The following is an 18,786-nucleotide window of genomic DNA, read 5'->3' as shown; positions in this document are numbered from 1 at the left end:
TCGATTTAGTTAAATTTCATACCCATAATTAAATAAAAATTGATACATTAATAAACAACTGTCTGTAATTATAAACAGAAACAAGATGCTTGCAATCGTCAAATGAACAAAATTTGTTCATTAATGAACAAATAAATTAATATTGTTAATTATCTTTAAAGAAGTTTGGTGACCTTCAAAATGTCAAGATGGACCAATTTTTAAAAGACCCTAATTTCCTTATTAGAGTAGGGAATTAGGGATTTACTTCTAGAAAATGTATCATCGTTAAATATCCGCGTTTTGCTTTTAGAACCTCCATTAAAACAAAAAATAGAGTTAATGTTGTTCTACACTAAGTGATTTAGGAGACTATGTACTCCTAATTATGCAACAAATGAAAAAGCTTCCGTTATCCCATTCGTATCAAATGATTGCCTAATCCTCTAACAACCAATTACGCAAACGACGAATATGCGATAGAATGAAACTTTCAAAGATGAAGGAAATCAGGAGAATCTCATATGCTTGAGCGAAAATACAAACATCAGCATGAACTTGCAAACACATTTAACGTTATTCAGGGAAGAACAGTGTTCAACCGACTGCTATTCCCTCTTTATTTTTCATCCGTAAATCTATTGTTACAGAACCAATTTATAAAGACAGGGAATCACTATAAAAATTTTGAGTATAATAGGGCTGTGATTCGTTATTAAATGCCACTCCAACCCCTAAATAATCATAATTTTCCTGAAGGATATTTTTTTCTGTGTCCTAAGGAATTCATCAGACCTTTATTTTACATTCAACTTTTCACTATTTGTGCACTTTCTCTGTTAAACGTAGTTCTCTCTCAGTCTGATTATATCTACTCTAGGTGGGAGGCCAAACATACGTGAATATTCTCGACTGAATTGTGATTGACTTTCGTAACCCACCCTGAATGCAACATCAGCTATATCTGTTGATTCAGCTAATAATAAGCGTCTTGCTTCCTGCAATCTCAGTTGTTTTTGAAACTGAATAGGACTCATAGCCGTTACCTCTTTAAAATGTCGATGGAGCGATGAAACACTCATATTCGCTATTTCAGCAAGTTCATCAATTCGAAAAGCCTCTTCAAAATGATTGATGATGTGGTCTATAACCTCTTTTATTCTAGTGGCATTACTACCTTCTAATACCATTTGTTCAAGCGCTTCACCATGTGGTCCTTGTAAAATCCAATAGATAATTTCTTTTGTAAATAAAGGAGCAAGAACAGGAATATGCTTTGGATTCTCTAATAATCTAGCTAATCTGAGTACTGCATCCAACAAAGATGATTCTACTTCGCATACAAACATTGCTCTATTTGTGTTCTTTCCTTGTCCAGATTGAATATCTGTTTCATTTATAACTTTTAAGACTTGGCTCGGTGTAAATTCAAGTTTGAGAGCTAGGTAGGGAGATTCTGGTGAGGCTTTAATTACTTGTCCTGTCACTGGCAAATCAACGGAGGCCACAATATAATTACCAGGACCGTACAAGAAACGTTCTTCTCCCAATAGTACCTCTTTCTCTCCTTGGAGGATAATACAAAAAGACGGCTCGCTTACTCTTGAAATAGGTTCAGTAATAATGGATTCACGGATGAGAAATAAAGATGGAATAGTTGTAGGGTGAACACCGTCCTGTTTTGAAAAGCACTCAATGAGATTAGCTAGTTCACTTTGCTGTTTGTAGATTTTCTCAGTCATAACTTATTCTCCTTTTTCTTCATCGTCGATTCATTATATCTGATATTCATTGATTGTGTAAGAGGGTTTGAGAGGATTAGGCAAAAACTTGGCAGGAATGGGATAAGGGTTTCTTTATTATTTATGACATAATGAATTGTAAATAGGTCACGATAAAACGTGGCTAATTAAGGAAAGAGAGGAACAATCGAATGGAGTATGTGAAACTTGGTAATACAGGCTTAGACGTATCTCGATTTTGTCTTGGATGTATGGGCTTTGGAGACGCAACTAAATGGCTTCACCAATGGGTACTTAACGAAGAGGACTCTCGATCCGTTATAAAAAAAGCCCTTGAGATAGGGATTAATTTTTTTGATACAGCAAATGTATACTCACTAGGAACAAGTGAGGAATATCTTGGACGAGCTCTGAAAGATTACGCTAATCGTGATGAAGTCGTAATAGCGACAAAAGTACACGGACAAATGCATCAAGGTCCAAATGGTTCGGGTCTTTCCCGAAAAGCAATCATGAGTGAAATTGATAAAAGTCTTAAGAGGTTGGAAACGGATTACGCAGATCTTTATATCATCCACCGTTGGGATTACAATACCCCTATTGAAGAAACGATGGAAGCATTGCATGATGTGGTGAAGGCTGGAAAAGTAAGATATATTGGTGCTTCTGCCATGTATGCTTGGCAGTTTCAAAAGGCTTTACAGGTGGCTGAAAAAAATGGTTGGACAAAGTTTGTCTCCATGCAGAACCACTTAAACCTAATCTACCGTGAAGAGGAACGAGAAATGTTACCTCTTTGTAAGGAGGAGAAAATTGGTGTGACTCCATATAGCCCTCTTGCATCAGGGAGATTAACGCGTGACTGGTCAGTAACAACACATAGATCTGAGACAGACCAGGTCCAAAAATCCAAGTATGATGCAACTGCTGATGCCGACAGATTAGTTGTAGAGCGAGTTGCATCTATTGCAGAAAAACATGGTGTTCCTCGCACACACATTGCACTTGCTTGGTTATTACAGAAAGAGACAGTAACAGCACCAATTATCGGTGCTACGAAAATATCCCATCTTGAAGACGCTGTAGGAGCTTTGTCAGTAAAGTTATCACCTGAAGAAATTGGATTCCTTGAAGAGCCATACGTACCGCATCGAATAGTAGGTCATAATTAATTTCGACATGTAAAAGAAACCCCAATTTTCCATAGGAAAATTGGGGTTTCTCATATTCTATAATCAATGACTAGACAATTCTCTCTAACAAATCACCCACTTTTTCTGCCATGACACGAGGTGGATAGCCATTCCATTTTTTAACCACCACTCATATGTACAGGAATTCGACTTTTTTATGATTGAATTTGCTAAGCGTACAAAATTTCCGTAAAGGGGGTGAGTTATGTCCATTTCAATACAATTTAATTAAGATTCTATAGAGAACAAGGAATCGCTATAAAAATTTTGAGTATAATAAGGCTGTGATTCGTTATTAAATGCCACTCCGACCCCTAAATATTCATAATTTTCCTGGAGGATATTTTTTCTGTGTCCTAAGGAATTCATCAGACCTTCATGGGCGAAGATGCTGCTGAACTGACCATATGCGAGGTTTTCACCAGCCGTCATAAAACGAACATTGTCTTCCCTCATACGATCAAATGGAGATTGGCCTTGTAAATTTGTATGGTCGAAATACTGATTTTCCGCCATATCTAAGCTATGATCCCGGGCCGTTTCTCTCACGTGATTATCCCATGTTAATATGGGCAGATCATGATTTACTCTTGAAGCGTTTGTTAAATCAAACAACTGATATTCAAAGCCTGCCTTTAGCTGTTGGCTTGATTTGGTATAAAGAGCTTTTTTGTTTTGTTCCAGATTTTCATCGATCACTTGAATGGCTGTTACCGTATTGTTTTCATGCTTATCATAAAAAACCGTGACATAGCTGTTGTCGCGCTGGAATACATCATATTCTCCATTACGATTAATCTCATAATTGATCAACCCTTTTCTCATGATTGATTCAGGGGTGCCGAGCTGTTCCTGGACCAATTGCTTAGGGCTTCCCAGTTTTATTCCCGCTGAAGAGGCAATCAAATCTTGATTGGTATAAAGGCCGCGAACAATATTATTTTCATCATAAGCAACCATGATGAAATTTTGGTAATTTTCATGATAGGCTTCCCAGCTGACACCATATTCATTTATTGAAGTCCGCTTCGGCTTTCCAATTTCCTGCTCGACATCAGCTCTTGACCCACCTAATTCAATATTATGAATCGAAAACATTTGCTCTTTAGGAGCTGTTAAATTTGGTGTTTCAACGTTTGAATCATTTGATTCTGACGGCTGATTTGGTGTTTCAATGTTCGAATCACTTGATTCTGACGGCTGATTTGGTGTTTCAACGTTCGATTCGTTTGATTCTAACAGCTGATTATTGAACGTCGTATATAGAGATTTTATTTGCTGATTTAAAGTATCAATCGCAAAATTGATATCTGGATTTTCTTTTACCGAATTGACTGTTGAACCGATGGAATCCGTTACAGATGAAGGAATAAATTGTTGAACTGGCTCCTCCCATAACGGCTTTGAAACATAACCGATTACCACAATCATTACTAATAGAATAAACCGTTTCATAACTACACTCTCCAATTTCAATTTATATTCGTACTTTTTATTTCTGAAATTTTTTTGAACCGAGACTGCTAACCGCTCAGGTGGAAATATAGTCTCCTTATAGGATTGATGGGCAGGGTTCTTGATATAGACCTATAATAATGTTTTATAAAAGGAATATAGAAAGGAAAAAATTCTTCTTATTTTTTATCTCTTCAAGATTTCTTCGATTGACTGCCCTATTTAGAGCTTACAACACCAATCCTGGAAATTGTACGTTTAGACACTACTTGGACACATTTTGCCGATTTCCATTACGTTAAGAAACCGGCTAAACATGCTCATTTTTCATAATTGACAATATGGCTGCATCTAATTCTTCTGATATCCTAAGAGTTTGAGAGTTGGTTATTCCCTTAGTCATTGCCGAGTGTATCATTTGTTTACGTTTTTGTTCAATTACTAGGTTATTTTCATTTTGAGGGATTATATTGAATGATTCTGCTTTTTTCACAATTCATCTCATTCCTTATGAAATTAAGTACTATACTCTTAATTTATGGTACCTTGGTTCATGATGATTTTATAATTACTATGGTTTACAACCGTTAAAATACTAGGTGATTCGATTTTATCAGCATCTTCCTCGCTTATTTCTATAATAGCAGAGCGGTCTAATGCTTTAATGATTTTCCCAATGACCTTTGTGTTATTTCTTATAAATGAAACTTGTAATCCCACAAGCAATTCACCCATTTTATTCATCTTCTTTCTTTTCATTTTAATTTAATGACCTTCTATCGATTTTATAAAGCTTGATGCTCGAGGTTTATGGATTCATCTGGATGATTTTTAGACGAACCTTCTTTTGTTTAATCTGAATTCTATTTTAGAGATGATAAATGAGAATAAAATAACAGAAAGATTAGAAATTAATGAGAATACAATAAACAAGAAGCAATAAGTTTATCGGAAACTCTTTTAATTCATGATTAATCTATATAATTGTTGATTTATCATTTCAGCTTTTCCTTGGATTTCAATGGTAAATTTATGATCTTTCCAATAATCCAAAGAAGATGTTATCCGTTCTGCCATGCCATGAGGTGATTAGTCATTCCATTTATTAACCGCCACTCTACAACCCTAAGTAAGCCGTTCCAATAAATTGAACAATAACATCATCTTCGCTTAGACAGTAATTTATTCCTTCTGTTATCTCCACTTCATTCTTGAACTCTAAAACTCAAGGAACCGGCTACGAAAATAAGGGGCTCCTTTACTTGTTACATGTCGAAAAGAATAAATAATGACTCATAAAGTATTCGAACTGATCAGAGTAGGACACAAAACTTTTTGAAAGATAATTAACAGGATTGATTAATTTGTTCAATAAGCAACAAATAGCATTCATCTAACAATTGAAAGCGCTCTTCTTCTGTCTATACTTATAGATAGATGTTAATTAATCAGTATTGATTTTTTACAGGCATTAATTCAAGAATGGTGATATATTAGTATTCTTGAACATGTAATGGCCATCCAATAGTCGAATACGTTTGCCATTTTGACCGATTGGGAATAACGTTAAAAGGAGTATTATTAAACAGAAAGGAAGAGGAATTATGAACGTACTTATTATAGGATCAAACGGCCAAATAGGCCAACACGTTGTGAGAAAAATACAAGATTCAAATGAGCATAACGCTATCGCTATGGTTCGAAAGAAAGAGCAAATGGCGCAATTTGAAGAGCAAGGAGCCAAAACAGTGCTCGTTGATCTGGAAGGGAGCATTGATGATATCGCGGGTGCAGCAAAGAGTGCGGATGCGGTTGTATTTACAGCAGGTTCAGGCGGCCATACGGGTGCAGATAAAACAATGATGATTGATTTGGACGGAGCCATTAAGTCAATGGAGGCGGCCAAACAAGCTGGGGTGAAACGTTTCGTCATTGTTAGTGCAATTGGTGTTCATCATCGTGACAAATGGATGAGTAATGCACCGTACTATAGTGCGGCCAAGTATTACGCAGATGTTTGGTTAGAGAAGAGCGGCCTTGATTATACAATTATCCGTCCAGGGGGCCTGGTCAACGATCCTGGAACTGGGAAAGTAAAAGTGGCGGTTGATCTTGAACGCGGGCAAATTCCTCGTGAAGATGTTGCATCAGCCATTGTTGCTTCACTGGACGATGTTCATACGATTGGTAAAGCCTTTGACATGATTGGTGGAGAAACGCCAATCGAAGAGGCGCTAAAAACGTTATAAAATGCTATTCCATCCACGAAATTAGGTGCGTTTCCTTATCTGGGTAATGTATCTAGTGGAAAAACCTTATATTGGCGTCCTTAGAAAAGATAAGTTAGAAGAACCAATTGAATTGCCTTCATTAATGAACATCTGTCTATAATTATAAAATAAAGATACAGGGTGCTTGCGATGGTTAAATGAACGCCATTTGTTTATTATTGGACAAATCAATCAGAATTGTTAATTATCTTTTGAATTGGGTTGTTTCTAACTCATCTATTTCCGTAAGCCCTCGTGAAGTCAAAAGGTTTCTAGACTTTTTCCGATTTCTCGTTAATGTTTGATCACGTTGTTAGAAATCCTGCGAATAAGTAGTCTAAACCGAAGAAATACCTGCATTTTTATAGTTTAGTTAAGCTGCTTCAACTTGTTTTAGTTTGTTTTTCAACAAACGTTTCACAAAAAAAGTGAACATCAACAATGAAAACGCGACCGACACGGCGCTGACCGTGAACAATACTTGGTAGCTCGTGTACTGGGAAACCCAGCCTAGCATGATCGCACCTAGCCCGATACCGAGATCGGTAGCAGTCGTAAAAGAAGCATTGGCTACCCCTGTACGGTCCGGGCGCACAAGACTTATCGTTGCTGCTTGAAGTGCCGGCTGTGCGGAACCGAAACCAATTCCGTACAGAACCGCCGAAAAAAGCACGCCGAACAATCCGGTCGAGAAGCTCAAGGCAATCAAGGCCGAAATCGTAATCACCAGGGCAGGTACAATTACAAATGTCTCACTGTACCGATCCGAAAGTTTCCCCGCAATTGGACGAATTAGTATAAGCGTGGCGGCATAGACCAAAAAGAACGTGCCGGAATTTACATCGATCGAGTCAGCGAAAAGCGGGACAAAGGTGGTAATGCCCCCATAAGCGATAAACAGAAAAAAAACTGATGCCGTGGCAGGCAAGACCGATTTTTCGAAAAATTCGATTCCCCTTCCGCCCAATTGCGGCCGGAAAGGCATTTTTGCTCCAAACGTCATGAGGAGTGCTGCAACAGAGAGGCAGGTAGCGAATAGAAACAAAGCATGATACGAGAAACTCTGTGTAACCAAGAGACCGAACATCGGGCCGACTGCCATAGCCAGGGTCATGGCCATGCCAGACCATCCCATGCCTTCGCCGCGGCGGTTAGAAGGAATCATATCCGTAATTGCCGTGAGAATGGCGGTTGTGGAAAGGGCCCATGTCATCCCATGCAATATTCTGAGCCCCATCAAAACAGCGATTCCGCCGACCCAGTCATACATATACATCGCCACAGCGAAAAGAAGCAGCCCCCAGACGATAAATGGACTCCTGCCGAACCGGTCCAGCAGCCCGCCAACAATCGGGCGAAAAATAACGGCTGACAGCATAAACGTTCCCATTGCCAGACCGACCTGCGATTCGTTGCCGCCCATCTCTTTGATAAATAAAGGAAGCGTTGGATACAGCATATAAAATGCGGTAAATAGGAAAAGCATCCCTAGGGTCATGAGAATAAACGACTTCGTCCATAGGCGTTCCACGTTTCATTCCTCCTCTGGTGAATAATTTAGTGTTATTCCTTCTTTCAATTTAAGTTTTACTTCTATTTAGTTAAATTTGATTCCTGTAAATATATATATTGGTACATTAATGAACATACGTCTACAATTATAAACTGAAACAGAATGCTTTCAATAGTTAAATGAATACATTTTGTTCATTAGTGAACAAATCAATAAAAAATGTTAATTATCTTTAAGGAAGTCTGATAACCATGAAATGGTTTTAATTGTGTGTGCTTCAATATTGAATTCCTCTCTTTCTAGTAATACACGGTCTCAGCATCAGGCGAAACCATATGTTGAGTTTGGTTTACACATTACGGAGATAAGTCACCTTGCAACAAAATTAAGCAATATTGTCTTTAGCGTGGATATCTAGGATCAACAAGGGCTCTTTTTCTCCTACATTTCCTTGCGTTGTTGTTGTGATTTCTGTATAAATGGCAGAATTCGTAACAATTACTGGTGTTGTCACATCATAGCCAGCTTCTTTAATTTTCTCAATATCAAATTCAACTAGTAAATCACCAGCATTTACTCTTTCACCTTGTTGTACGTAAGCAGTAAAATGTTTACCTTCCAATTGAACAGTATCCAAACCAATATGAATTAAAATTTCAGCACCTTTATCAGAAGTAATACCGATTGCATGTTTTGTTTTGAAAAGAGTTGTTACTACACCATTTACTGGTGATACTGCTCGTCCTTTTGTTGGAACAATGCCAACACCCTTACCCATTGCTTCGGAAGAGAAAACTTGATCTACGACTTTAGTAAGGTCGATAACTTCCCCATTGATTGGACTTAAAACTTCTTCTTTTTTGGTTTCTCGATTAACGTTTACTTCTTGAGTTTCAGTTGCAGCAACATCATTTGTATTCTTTACACCAAATAGGACTGTGAGAACACACGCTAAAACTAAGGCAACTGTAATCCCAATGATCATACCCCAGAATTCACCGTTTAGACCTTCTGATGGATTGATGTATGCCGGAAAAGCAAATATCCCGAGCGGTCCATAAAAATATGATCGTGCACCTAACACAGCAATAATAGCTCCACCAACACCACTAGCAATACAACTGATGATAAACGGTTTTTTAAGAGGCAATGTTACCCCGTAAATCCCTGGTTCTGTAACACCGCAGATTCCTGATATAAGTGCCGGAACACTTAATGTTTTCAGCTTTTTATTTCTTGTTTTTAAGAATACCCCAAGAACAGCACCTGTTTGTGCAAATGTTGCAGCAAAAGTCATTGCAAGAAATGCGTCAGAACCCATTGTTGCAATGTTGTTAATTTTAATTGGTCCAAGAGCCCAGTGAAAACCAAAGATGACAAAAACTTGCCAGAACCCACCGAGAATAAGCCCCGCAATGACAGGTACAGTTTCATAAACCCATAAGGTACCTGCGCCAATTAGCTGCCCAGTCCAAGTTGCAACTGGACCAATCATTAAAAATGTTAACGGTACGACAATTAATAGCGTGAAGAATGGCACTGCAAAGGATTTAATTACACTCGGAATTATTTTGTTCAACTGTTTTTCCACTTTTACTCCTACATAAACGGCTAATATAATTGGAATGACTGATGATGCATAATTCATTAAAATGACTGGTATACCTAAAAATGTTATTTGAATGGGCGATTCAAGAGCTGTTCCACTGAATAATGTAGTAACTGCTTCTCCTGCTCTGATTGCAGCAATACTAGGGTGAACTAATGCAGCACCAATTGCCATACCTGTAAATGGATTTAGGCCGAACTTTTTACTTGCTGTATATCCTAAAAAGATTGGCAGGAAGAAAAAGAAGCCATCGCCAATTGCAGTTAATAATTGGTATGTTCCTGATTCTCTTGTTAACCATTCTAAATGCACAAATAATGCATTAAAACCTTTGATGATCCCTGTTGCTGCTAAAAGTGCCAATACAGGGCTAAATATACTCGAAATAATATCGACCAAATTATTAAACAGACCATTTTTCTCTGGGCTATCATAGTCATTTGAGGTAACTGGCTTTGCAGACTCAAATCTTCCTTCAGCTACAACAGCCTTGTATACCTCTGGAACATGATTACCAATGACTACTTGGTATTGGCCACCGCTTTTCATGACAGTGACTACACCATCCATATTTTTCAACGCCTCTGTATGCGCTTTATTCTCGTCTTTCAATTTAAAGCGCAATCTCGTCACACAATGTATTACGCTCTTCACATTTTCTTTTCCACCGACTAACTCCAGTATTTCTTTTCCTAATTTTTCATACCTCAAGTCTATACACCTCCATTTTTTTAAAAAAGAAAAACCTAAACCACTAAAATTGAAGACATAAAAAGTCCACGATTTTAGCGATTTAGGTTTTGCCTGCATGACCAGTAACAATCCTGTATCACTTTATTAATTTTTTAATTTATTTCGTTATTAAATCAGCTACAGTCATGAAACTGTTTACATCTATGATTATAAACAGAAAGAAAGCATTTTCAATTGTCAAATTCATGCATCTTGTACATTAATGAACAAATAAAACATAATTGTTCATTATAATAAAAACTGGATTACCCTCTCAATGTCTACCTTTATCACATGGATATATTTTACAGGACGCTTGCAATTGTTAAATAAACGCGATTTGTTCATTGAAATATAATTGTTAAATTTCCTTTTAGAAAGTTTGGTGACCTCAAAATTTCTAAAGTGGATAGAAGAATACTTAAATCTCAAGCAACGGACTTATTTTTTCACGGTATATCGGAGCCAGACGCCATCCCCATTAACAGGTTCGACACTTTCGAGTGAAAATGCCACTGGCGCTTTTGGCGGCAAATAATCCGCTTTCTCAAACAGAGTCACTGTATTCGTTTCGCCATCAGTCAGTGGTGCCATTACGATACTCAATTCGTCTATCAGACCCTCCTGAAGAAATGACCAGTTCAGAAAACCGCCGCCCGACAACATCAGTACCTTGATACCAAATAAGGATTTTAGCTTTTCCGCTGCCAGCGCACAGTTCAAACTGTCCTCACCTGCAAAAATATAGGAAATCCCGTACTTTCGCAGATAGGCGATATATGCGTCAGATACCTTACCAGTGAGCACTTCAATGATGTGGGCCCTCGGTCTTGATAGGTAATCAACATAATTTTGTGTCCATCCCAGTCTGCCGGAAGGATCAACCGAAACAATATACATTTCTGCATTCGGATTTGCTACATAATCCGTCCGTGGATAAACAGATACGTTTTCCTCCAATTCCGGTTTGTGCCCCAAGGTAAAATAATCATCCATCGTTACACGGCCACACATCCACGCCTGCGGATGATAAGTTTCATTGGTGCGCTCATATTCCTCGTTAATAATTCTTGCTTCTGGTGTTTTCATAAACGGGCCAGTAATTTTACCATCTACAGCAGTCAACATGTGACAAACAATATAAGGACGGCTCGTGCCGCCTAAATCGTTTCTATTGCTCATAATAAAAACCTCCATAATATCATCAATGGATCTATAGTAGTTTCTAACAATTCGTTGCTGACAGCCCCTGGATAAACCTGGTATTTGCACCACTACTAATCGCTTCTTCTATACCTAAACCTTCAAAATGTAAAATACAATAAAACGAGAAGATAATTAAAGAAATGCCCCGTTACAAACCTGAAGTACCTGCCCAGTGACCGCTCTGGAATTATCACTAGCTAAATACAATGCAGCATACGCCTGATCGATTGGTTTAGTAGGAGGAAGGGATAAATTTGCATACTTTTCGGCATGTTCCATCATAAGACTACCACCTGGTAAATTTCCAGATGCCCATGCCTCTGCCATAGAGGTCTCAGTCACTCCTGGACTCAATGCGTTGCAACGAATCCTCGTTCCAGCAAAACGAATAGCAATATTTTTTGTGAGTGTATTTACAGCACCTTTAGTTGCGGTATAGGCAACGCCGCATATCGGTCTTTCACCGTTTACTGATGAAACATTGATAATCACACCTTCACCTCTAGGCATAAAATGCTGAACAGCCTCCCGGCAGTATCGGAATGTGGATACCAGATTGATATTTACGACCTCTAAGAAATGCTCGTCGGTTGTTTCTTCAATTGAACTCATATCACCATAACCAGCGTTATTTACAACAATGTCTACTTGTCCAAACTCTTTTATTGCAGTAGCAAAAACATTCTTACACCCTTCCGCTGAGTTAGCATCAGAGACGATGCCAATGGCATTGTTGCCTGCTGCCTTGATTCCAGCCACCGTTTCGTTCAGTTCATGCTTACCACGAGCAGTTAACACAACTGAAGCTCCTTCTTCGGCAAATAGCTCAGCAACCGCTTTGCCAATTCCTTTGCTAGCACCCGTAATAATAGCAGTTTTTCCTAACAATAATTTTTCCAACCTACATCTCCTCCTGACATAATGATAATTTTTTATAGTTTATAAATTTAAAATAACAACGTATTCTTTTTAATTAACCTACTTGAACTGTTGGACGAATAATCATTTTCATAGTTAAATCCAATAGTTGCACAATTGTAAATCAGATTACACGTCAATGAATGTCATCATCAATTGCCAATTTGTAAAAATCCATCTAATCCTTCTCTTGTCTATCAAGTCGAAACTTTTAAGATTTCGTCAATACTCAACTATTTTCCAAAAATTTCTTGGCAACCTCGGTGATATCCGCGTCACTCGTGCTAAGGGTGTAGGAAGAAATCCCACCATCTACCGGAATGACGACGCCATTGACATAGGCAGACAGGTCACTTGCGAGGAACAAGGCTGTGTTAGCTATGTCCTCAGGCTTGCCGTAGCGCCTCAAGGCTTGCTCTGAACCGAGATGTTCATCGATGTACTTGTTAAGCTCTTCAGCCTTTTGTTGTGGCACACCAAAGGCTTTCGCGATAAGCGGCGTCATGATGACCCCTGGCGCAATTCCGTTAGAACGGATACCATAAGTTCCTAGTTCCTTGGCAGCGTGCCGTATAATACCGACGACTGCATGTTTTGCTGTGGTGTAACTTACTGACGACCAACCGCCTTGAAGTGCGGCAACACTAGCCATTGTGATGATTGAACCGCCTGTTCCCTGCTCTCGAAATTGACGAGCGGCATGTTTGTGACCGTACAGCACTGAACGTGTGTCGAGTGCAAAGGTTTTGTCAAATCCATCTTTGCTGATATCGGTGATGGCTGAAGAATCACCGGTCGATCCGGCATTATTGCACATGATGTCAATTTTCCCGAAGTGATCAGTTCCTTGTTTAATCATAGAGACAACATCTTCTTCATTAGTTACATCGGTTTTAGTTGGTAAAACGCTTTCTCCAAATTCAGATTTTAAACCAGCAACACTTTCACTAATATCAGCAGCAACAACATTTGCACCTTCCTCAATAAAACGCTTTGCTATGGCATATCCAATACCTGATCCAGCACCTGTTACTACTGCGACTTTACCTTTTAAAATATCCATTATTAAATTCCCTCTTTTCAATTACACCTATGATTGCAATCTTTTATGCATAAACTTGATATATCACCCTTTGTAGTAGGTTCAGTACAAGAAGATGCAGTAATCCAAATCTAATTTTTTTTGAATAGCTGCAAAGAGCTCAGCCATAGTCTTTCCAGGTTGGTTATCCCTTTTGATAAATTAAGGCTTGTCTTTCTCACTCTATTTAATCTGTTTTCATAATGTTTTGATAAAAATACTGCCCCATAGTTGTAATAACTGGGGCAGATAAATAGATTATAATTAACCTTGTTGAACGGTTGGTCGAATAATCATTTCATTAATACCAACATCCGATGGTTGCTCAATTGCAAATGAGATCGCACGAGCAATGTTGTCTGCATCAATTGCCACCTTGTAAAATTCATCTAAACCTGCTTTCATTTCTGAATCTGAGGTAGTTTCCAACAGTTCGCTGCTGACAGCCCCTGGAGAAACATTTGTTACACGGATATTTGTACCGCTCATCGCTTCTTCTTGACGTAAACCTTCAGAGATTGCTCTTACTGCGTGTTTGGTACCGCAATAAACCGTTCCGCCTGGATAAATGTTATGTCCCGCTACCGAAGAAAGATTAATAATATGACCTGATTTACGTTCTCTCATAGATGGAAGAACAGCAGCAATAGCATATAGAACGCCTTTAATATTCACATCAATCATTTTATCCCATTCATCAACTTTCTTTTTGAAAAGAAAAGCTTGGGGCATAATTCCAGCATTATTCACTAAAACATCAATTTTTCCATACTTTTCAAGAGTATACGCAGCTAACTCTTCCATTTGTTCACGTGAACTGACATCTGCAACTTTATAAATAGCTTGCCCGCCATTATTTTGAATCTCTTCTTGTAATTTCTTTAGACGATCTTCACGACGAGCCGCTAATACCAACTTCGCACCTTTAGATGCAAGTTCTTTTGCGGTAGCTCCTCCAATCCCACTAGAAGCACCAGTAATGATTACAACTTTATTTTGAATATTTGACATTCTAATAACATCCTTTCGTTATTTTTATTTTTCTTTCGAAAACAATTCTTTAGCAACCATAATGGCTGACATTGCTTTTGGCCACCCAGCATAAAAAGCAAGATGGGTAATGACTTCAATAAGTTCTTCTTCCGAAAGACCGTTTTCTTTTGCTTTGTTTAAATGAAAGCCTAATTGCTGTGTATTCCCGCCCGTTATTAATGAAGATACAGTAATTAAACTGCGGTCACGTGGAGAAAGCTCCATACGCTCCCATACATCTGCAAATAAAACATCATCGTTTAATTGTACAAGTTTTGGAGCAAAATCTCCGATCAATTTCTGGGCAGGAGTAAGTTCTTTTGAATTTGAAATTTTATATCCCTTCTTTCATTTTAAGCTACTTCTATTATTTCGAAGTTAGTTAAATGCTCATAAAATAAACATCGATACTTTAATGGACACCTGTATATAATTATATACAAATACAGAATGCTTACAATGGTTAAATGAACACAATATGTTTATTAGTAAACAAATCAATTAAAATTGTTAATTAACTTTAAGAAAGTTTGGTGACTTAACAATGTCAAAAGTAGATAGAAGAATTGTAAAATCTCAAGAAGCGCTAAAAAAAGCTGTGATTGAACTGATGTCTGAAAAAACTGGGCTCATACTTCCGTCAAAACAGCCTAGCGAAAGCACTCAGGGAAAAAAGACCCTGATTTCCTGCATAGCGTAAGGAAATCAGGGTTTCCAATTCCAGAAAATGTCTTATGGTATAGTATCAGCGTTTTGCCTTCAGGACCCTATGCCCATCAAGCTAAGTTATTTCACTCCCCATAATTGTTTTCAGGTTTTTGTACCAGAACAAAATTTCTTCCTAAGCCTTCTATCTGAATCTCATTTGGATTGTCTGACAATATGATCTGCCATTCTGATTGCTAAAGCGACTGTGGAAAGAGTAGGGTTAGCGGCGGAAAGAGAAGGAAGAACGCTGTTATCGGCCACATAAAGTCCGGAAACTTCGTGAATTTGGCCGTAACGGTTCGTTGCGGAGGTAGAAGGGTCGTTACCCATCCGACATGTACAGGACTCATGAAAATCGCTTCCTGGCGGAAAAAAGGCAGGGACGGAATCCAAAATGACTCCCATAGCCGATGCGGATTGGATGATTCCCTGGGCCATTTGATTGATTACTTCCCTATCCCTGTCGCTGTAGGAAAAGTTGACTTGCATCATTGGAACCCCATATTCGTCTCGCTCGGAAGGGTCTAGGTAAATCCTGTTTTCGAATCGAGACTCTACTCTGCCGTAGGCTCCTTCTGACACAATCAGGTCCTCTAGGAGCTCCTTTTCTTCAAATTGCTGGTATGAAAAATATTGACCCGGTCCTACTATTTGAATTTGATATGGAGATTGACGTGTTTCAGGCTTCAAGATGGCCACGTTGCCGAGATTTTCCGCGAATTGCCTCCGACTGATTCGTCCTGTGCCTACTAAAAACGAATGATTGGTCAAATAGCGTCCAATCGCCGGCCCTTGGATGCCTGAATGAAGCAAAATACGTGGGGTTTCCAAAGCACTGGCTGATATTACCACGTTTTTAGCCAAGATATAGTGGGCTTTCTTGTCAGGCGAAAACGCTTTAACACCAATTACTTTTTCGTTCTCAACAAGAACTTGGGTAGTATAAGCGTTAACTGCAAGATCAAACGACTTGTTATTTATGGCGTAAGCAAGGAAGTTAATAGAACTAAACCAGGCATTGGAGTGAATTTCCCCTAAGTGAGAACCATTCATATCAATGCCAATCGGAAGATCAGTTGCTTCGGGAATGCCGTTTGCCAAAAGCCGATTCAAAAGAACTTGCTGCATCGACGATCCATTTGCATAAGCTGTATTGACGCCCATCACCTTCTCAGCCATTCGAAAATACACATCCATCTCATGGAGATTAACAGGCCATTTTTTGACTTCATAATGAGGGGGCCGCGGTGTGATAGCGGTCCAAAACAACGTTCTTCCACCAAGCGCAAACGTCAGTCTAGCCCCTGAAAATTCAGGCAGACGAGCCCCAACGTGAGTCGAATTATCAGGCCATAATTGATTGAACAAGCGAAAACTATTCATAGTAGGGATATTCCGTGCGTGCGAATGAAATAACTTATTTCCTTTTTCTAGTATTCCAATCCTCTTAGCACCATGATTCTTCCATAATTCGCATAATCTATAAAGCGTTGCTCCTCCACCTGCACCACTCCCAATGATTAGAACATCATAAGTCGCATTCGACATTTGTACCAATGATTTGGATGGAATCCAATTATTTGGATAAACCTGCAAGGTAAACACTCCCTTTTGTAACCCTCTATCTATTAAAATTTTATATCAAATTTACTACAGAATAGGTTTGGTTTTTATCTACTGTTAAAATAAGAAGCTTCAAAACATGAATGCACCCAAGGTCTCTTAAATAAGTGCATGATCGCTTTTTTATCCTTCTATATCAATTAGATAAAAATCAATCGTACTTTCTTTGTACTCAATCGTACGATTTACATACCATCCATTGTCTTTTTCTTTGATATACATTTCATCGACTCTCCAGCATTGAATGTAAATACTCTAAGCTTAACTGTGCACTTTCTAATGGAGACCGCTTAAAATCTTCCTGTTCAATAAAATAATAGTTCACTCCTACTTCACACAGTATTGAAAGAATGGATCGATAATTGATAATTCCCTTTCCTAATTCAGTTGTTTTTCCTTCCTTATCCATATCCTTCACATGAATAAGTGGAACGTTTCCTTTATATCGCTGCAAAATTTTTATTGGATCTAAGCCCATTTTTTTTACCCAGTAAAGGTCGAGTTCTAATTGTATTAGATTGCTTCCAACATCTCGTATAAATCGATCAAGTACAAACTCACCGCTTGAGAGTTGTTCAAATTCATGAGCGTGATTATGGTAGATTAACTGTATGTGATGGTGCTTTAATTGTTTAGCTATTCTTTCTATTGAAGTTATTAATTCTTGATATTTTTTTTGATCATAGAATGTATCTTTAGACACAGTAGGTATGACTATATATTGAATACCGACTTCTTTTGCATACTGTATCTCTTTCTTTAAATTCTTTTTTAAATTTTCTAGCAACACATGAGATGCTGGCGCCTTTAAACCAAATTGTTGTAAGTATTTTGCCATTAATGAAGATGGAATATTATTGTAGCCGGCGAATTCTACTGTTTTATGTCCCATCTCGGCTAACGTTTTTAACGTTCCCACAGTATTTTCTTTAAACTCGTCCTTTACTGTATAAAGCTGAATTCCAGGAGGTATTTTCCCCGATTCCCACATGCTTTTACCAAATTTGTAAAATTTCATAACCAAATTCACCTTATTAATTTGTCATCAAGATAGTTTATTGTATTAAAACTTTCGATAGAACCTAAATGAACCTCCCCCCTACGCATAGGAGTTAAAAATGATGCACAAATTGCGGATTGGGTGAAGAAATATCAAAATGGGGAGTCTTATGATGATCAACGAGGGAAATGGAACAAAAAGAATTTTACTAGTTTAGAAGATGAGAATTCTAATTTTAAGGCGCAGGTAGAATACCTAAAAAAGCGTAATCAAATCTACATGGGAAGGAGTGGTCATAAAAGCTCAAAGTCTTGAAATCATTGATTACCTAAGAAAGAAACATCCATTAAATTGGCTATTAAAAATAGCTGAAGGTATCAAGAGCTGGTTACTACAAATGGGAGTAAGACTCACTCTAAACGTTCCTTGCGCCTTGAGGAAAATCTATTGATAAAAGACCATATTTTAGCCATTCATAAATTGCATCCATATTTCAGATATAAACGAATGTCTCGTCCTTTCTCTTTATAAAGTCGCTTTATTTCCCAAAGGAGGAGTATGGGGGGTTGAGAAACGATAAACCGCAAAGCATCTTATAAAAAATGTATAAAAAAAACCAGCCCTGCATATTAAAATGTACCCTATAGAGTAGACATTAAAAAAAAGTCTACCTATAGGGTACTTTTTTGTATAATTAAGAAAAACATGGGGAATGGAGAAAGTTA

At 38.1% G+C, this 18,786-nt stretch carries 15 protein-coding genes and 3 pseudogenes; 4 read left to right on the top strand and 14 right to left on the bottom strand.

What is annotated here, in order from left to right; all coding sequences use genetic code 11:
- Window positions 1-636 precede the first annotated feature (636 nt).
- Window positions 637-781, bottom strand: a pseudogene (locus IC621_RS27150) (CAP domain-containing protein); the annotation flags it as partial.
- A gap of 37 nt (window positions 782-818) precedes the next feature.
- The gene (locus tag IC621_RS06585) at window positions 819-1,721 is read right to left on the bottom strand and encodes an AraC family transcriptional regulator (protein WP_191156943.1); all 903 of its coding nucleotides are present in this window, start codon (window positions 1,719-1,721) and stop codon (window positions 819-821) included.
- A 191-nt stretch (window positions 1,722-1,912) separates the two neighbouring features.
- Between IC621_RS06585 and IC621_RS06580 the strand changes: the two genes are divergently transcribed.
- On the top strand, window positions 1,913-2,893 hold the full coding sequence (locus tag IC621_RS06580; protein ID WP_191156941.1) for an aldo/keto reductase: 981 nt from the start codon (window positions 1,913-1,915) through the stop codon (window positions 2,891-2,893).
- A 249-nt stretch (window positions 2,894-3,142) separates the two neighbouring features.
- Here IC621_RS06580 and IC621_RS06575 read toward each other — a convergent pair whose 3' ends face one another.
- From IC621_RS06575 to IC621_RS06565, 3 genes are all read right to left on the bottom strand, one after another.
- The gene (locus IC621_RS06575; RefSeq protein WP_191156939.1) at window positions 3,143-4,369 is read right to left on the bottom strand and encodes a CAP domain-containing protein; all 1,227 of its coding nucleotides are present in this window, start codon (window positions 4,367-4,369) and stop codon (window positions 3,143-3,145) included.
- 310 nt (window positions 4,370-4,679) lie between these two features.
- The gene (locus tag IC621_RS26975) at window positions 4,680-4,862 is read right to left on the bottom strand and encodes an aspartyl-phosphate phosphatase Spo0E family protein (RefSeq protein WP_191156937.1); all 183 of its coding nucleotides are present in this window, start codon (window positions 4,860-4,862) and stop codon (window positions 4,680-4,682) included.
- Window positions 4,863-4,900: 38 nt separating this feature from the next.
- The gene (locus tag IC621_RS06565) at window positions 4,901-5,128 is read right to left on the bottom strand and encodes a DUF2187 family protein (RefSeq protein WP_191156935.1); all 228 of its coding nucleotides are present in this window, start codon (window positions 5,126-5,128) and stop codon (window positions 4,901-4,903) included.
- 845 nt (window positions 5,129-5,973) lie between these two features.
- On the opposite strand from IC621_RS06565, the gene IC621_RS06560 reads away from it, so the two are divergent.
- Window positions 5,974-6,618 carry an SDR family oxidoreductase gene (locus IC621_RS06560; protein WP_191156933.1) on the top strand — a complete coding sequence of 215 codons (645 nt, stop codon included), beginning with the start codon at window positions 5,974-5,976 and terminating at the stop codon, window positions 6,616-6,618.
- A 394-nt stretch (window positions 6,619-7,012) separates the two neighbouring features.
- Here the strand turns inward: IC621_RS06560 and IC621_RS06555 are convergent, their stop codons facing one another.
- From IC621_RS06555 to IC621_RS06525, 7 genes are all read right to left on the bottom strand, one after another.
- Window positions 7,013-8,170 (bottom strand): MFS transporter, encoded by a 1,158-nt coding sequence (locus IC621_RS06555; RefSeq protein ID WP_191156932.1) that lies wholly within the window; start codon window positions 8,168-8,170, stop codon window positions 7,013-7,015.
- A 367-nt stretch (window positions 8,171-8,537) separates the two neighbouring features.
- Window positions 8,538-10,472, bottom strand: a complete 1,935-nt coding sequence (locus IC621_RS06550) for a beta-glucoside-specific PTS transporter subunit IIABC (protein WP_191156930.1) — start codon at window positions 10,470-10,472, stop codon at window positions 8,538-8,540.
- Window positions 10,473-10,934: 462 nt separating this feature from the next.
- Complete coding sequence (locus tag IC621_RS06545; protein WP_191156928.1) at window positions 10,935-11,675, bottom strand: RibD family protein; 741 nt, start codon at window positions 11,673-11,675, stop codon at window positions 10,935-10,937.
- 156 nt (window positions 11,676-11,831) lie between these two features.
- Window positions 11,832-12,587 carry an SDR family NAD(P)-dependent oxidoreductase gene (locus IC621_RS06540; RefSeq protein ID WP_224752361.1) on the bottom strand — a complete coding sequence of 252 codons (756 nt, stop codon included), beginning with the start codon at window positions 12,585-12,587 and terminating at the stop codon, window positions 11,832-11,834.
- 259 nt (window positions 12,588-12,846) lie between these two features.
- Window positions 12,847-13,680 carry an SDR family NAD(P)-dependent oxidoreductase gene (locus IC621_RS06535; RefSeq protein ID WP_224752360.1) on the bottom strand — a complete coding sequence of 278 codons (834 nt, stop codon included), beginning with the start codon at window positions 13,678-13,680 and terminating at the stop codon, window positions 12,847-12,849.
- Window positions 13,681-13,962: 282 nt separating this feature from the next.
- Window positions 13,963-14,709 carry an SDR family oxidoreductase gene (locus tag IC621_RS06530; RefSeq protein ID WP_191156924.1) on the bottom strand — a complete coding sequence of 249 codons (747 nt, stop codon included), beginning with the start codon at window positions 14,707-14,709 and terminating at the stop codon, window positions 13,963-13,965.
- A gap of 24 nt (window positions 14,710-14,733) precedes the next feature.
- On the bottom strand, window positions 14,734-15,027 hold the full coding sequence (locus tag IC621_RS06525) for a carboxymuconolactone decarboxylase family protein (protein WP_224752359.1): 294 nt from the start codon (window positions 15,025-15,027) through the stop codon (window positions 14,734-14,736).
- A gap of 247 nt (window positions 15,028-15,274) precedes the next feature.
- On the opposite strand from IC621_RS06525, the pseudogene IC621_RS06520 reads away from it, so the two are divergent.
- Window positions 15,275-15,352, top strand: a pseudogene (locus tag IC621_RS06520) (TetR/AcrR family transcriptional regulator); the annotation flags it as partial.
- A 239-nt stretch (window positions 15,353-15,591) separates the two neighbouring features.
- On the opposite strand, the gene IC621_RS06515 reads toward IC621_RS06520, so the two are convergent.
- Window positions 15,592-17,043, bottom strand: coding sequence for a GMC oxidoreductase (locus IC621_RS06515; protein ID WP_318153013.1), 1,452 nt, complete (start codon window positions 17,041-17,043; stop codon window positions 15,592-15,594).
- Window positions 17,044-17,284: 241 nt separating this feature from the next.
- A complete protein-coding gene (locus IC621_RS06510) occupies window positions 17,285-18,079 on the bottom strand; it encodes a sugar phosphate isomerase/epimerase family protein (RefSeq protein WP_191156920.1) in 795 nt (264 codons plus the stop codon).
- 90 nt (window positions 18,080-18,169) lie between these two features.
- On the opposite strand from IC621_RS06510, the pseudogene IC621_RS26370 reads away from it, so the two are divergent.
- Window positions 18,170-18,586: pseudogene (locus tag IC621_RS26370) on the top strand (IS3-like element ISBth8 family transposase); the annotation flags it as partial.
- Window positions 18,587-18,786: the final 200 nt, after the last annotated feature.

This window comes from Metabacillus arenae (assembly GCF_014773385.1).
GTDB classification, from domain to species: domain Bacteria; phylum Bacillota; class Bacilli; order Bacillales; family Bacillaceae; genus Metabacillus_D; species Metabacillus_D arenae.
This window is presented reverse-complemented; position numbering and strand designations above follow the sequence as displayed.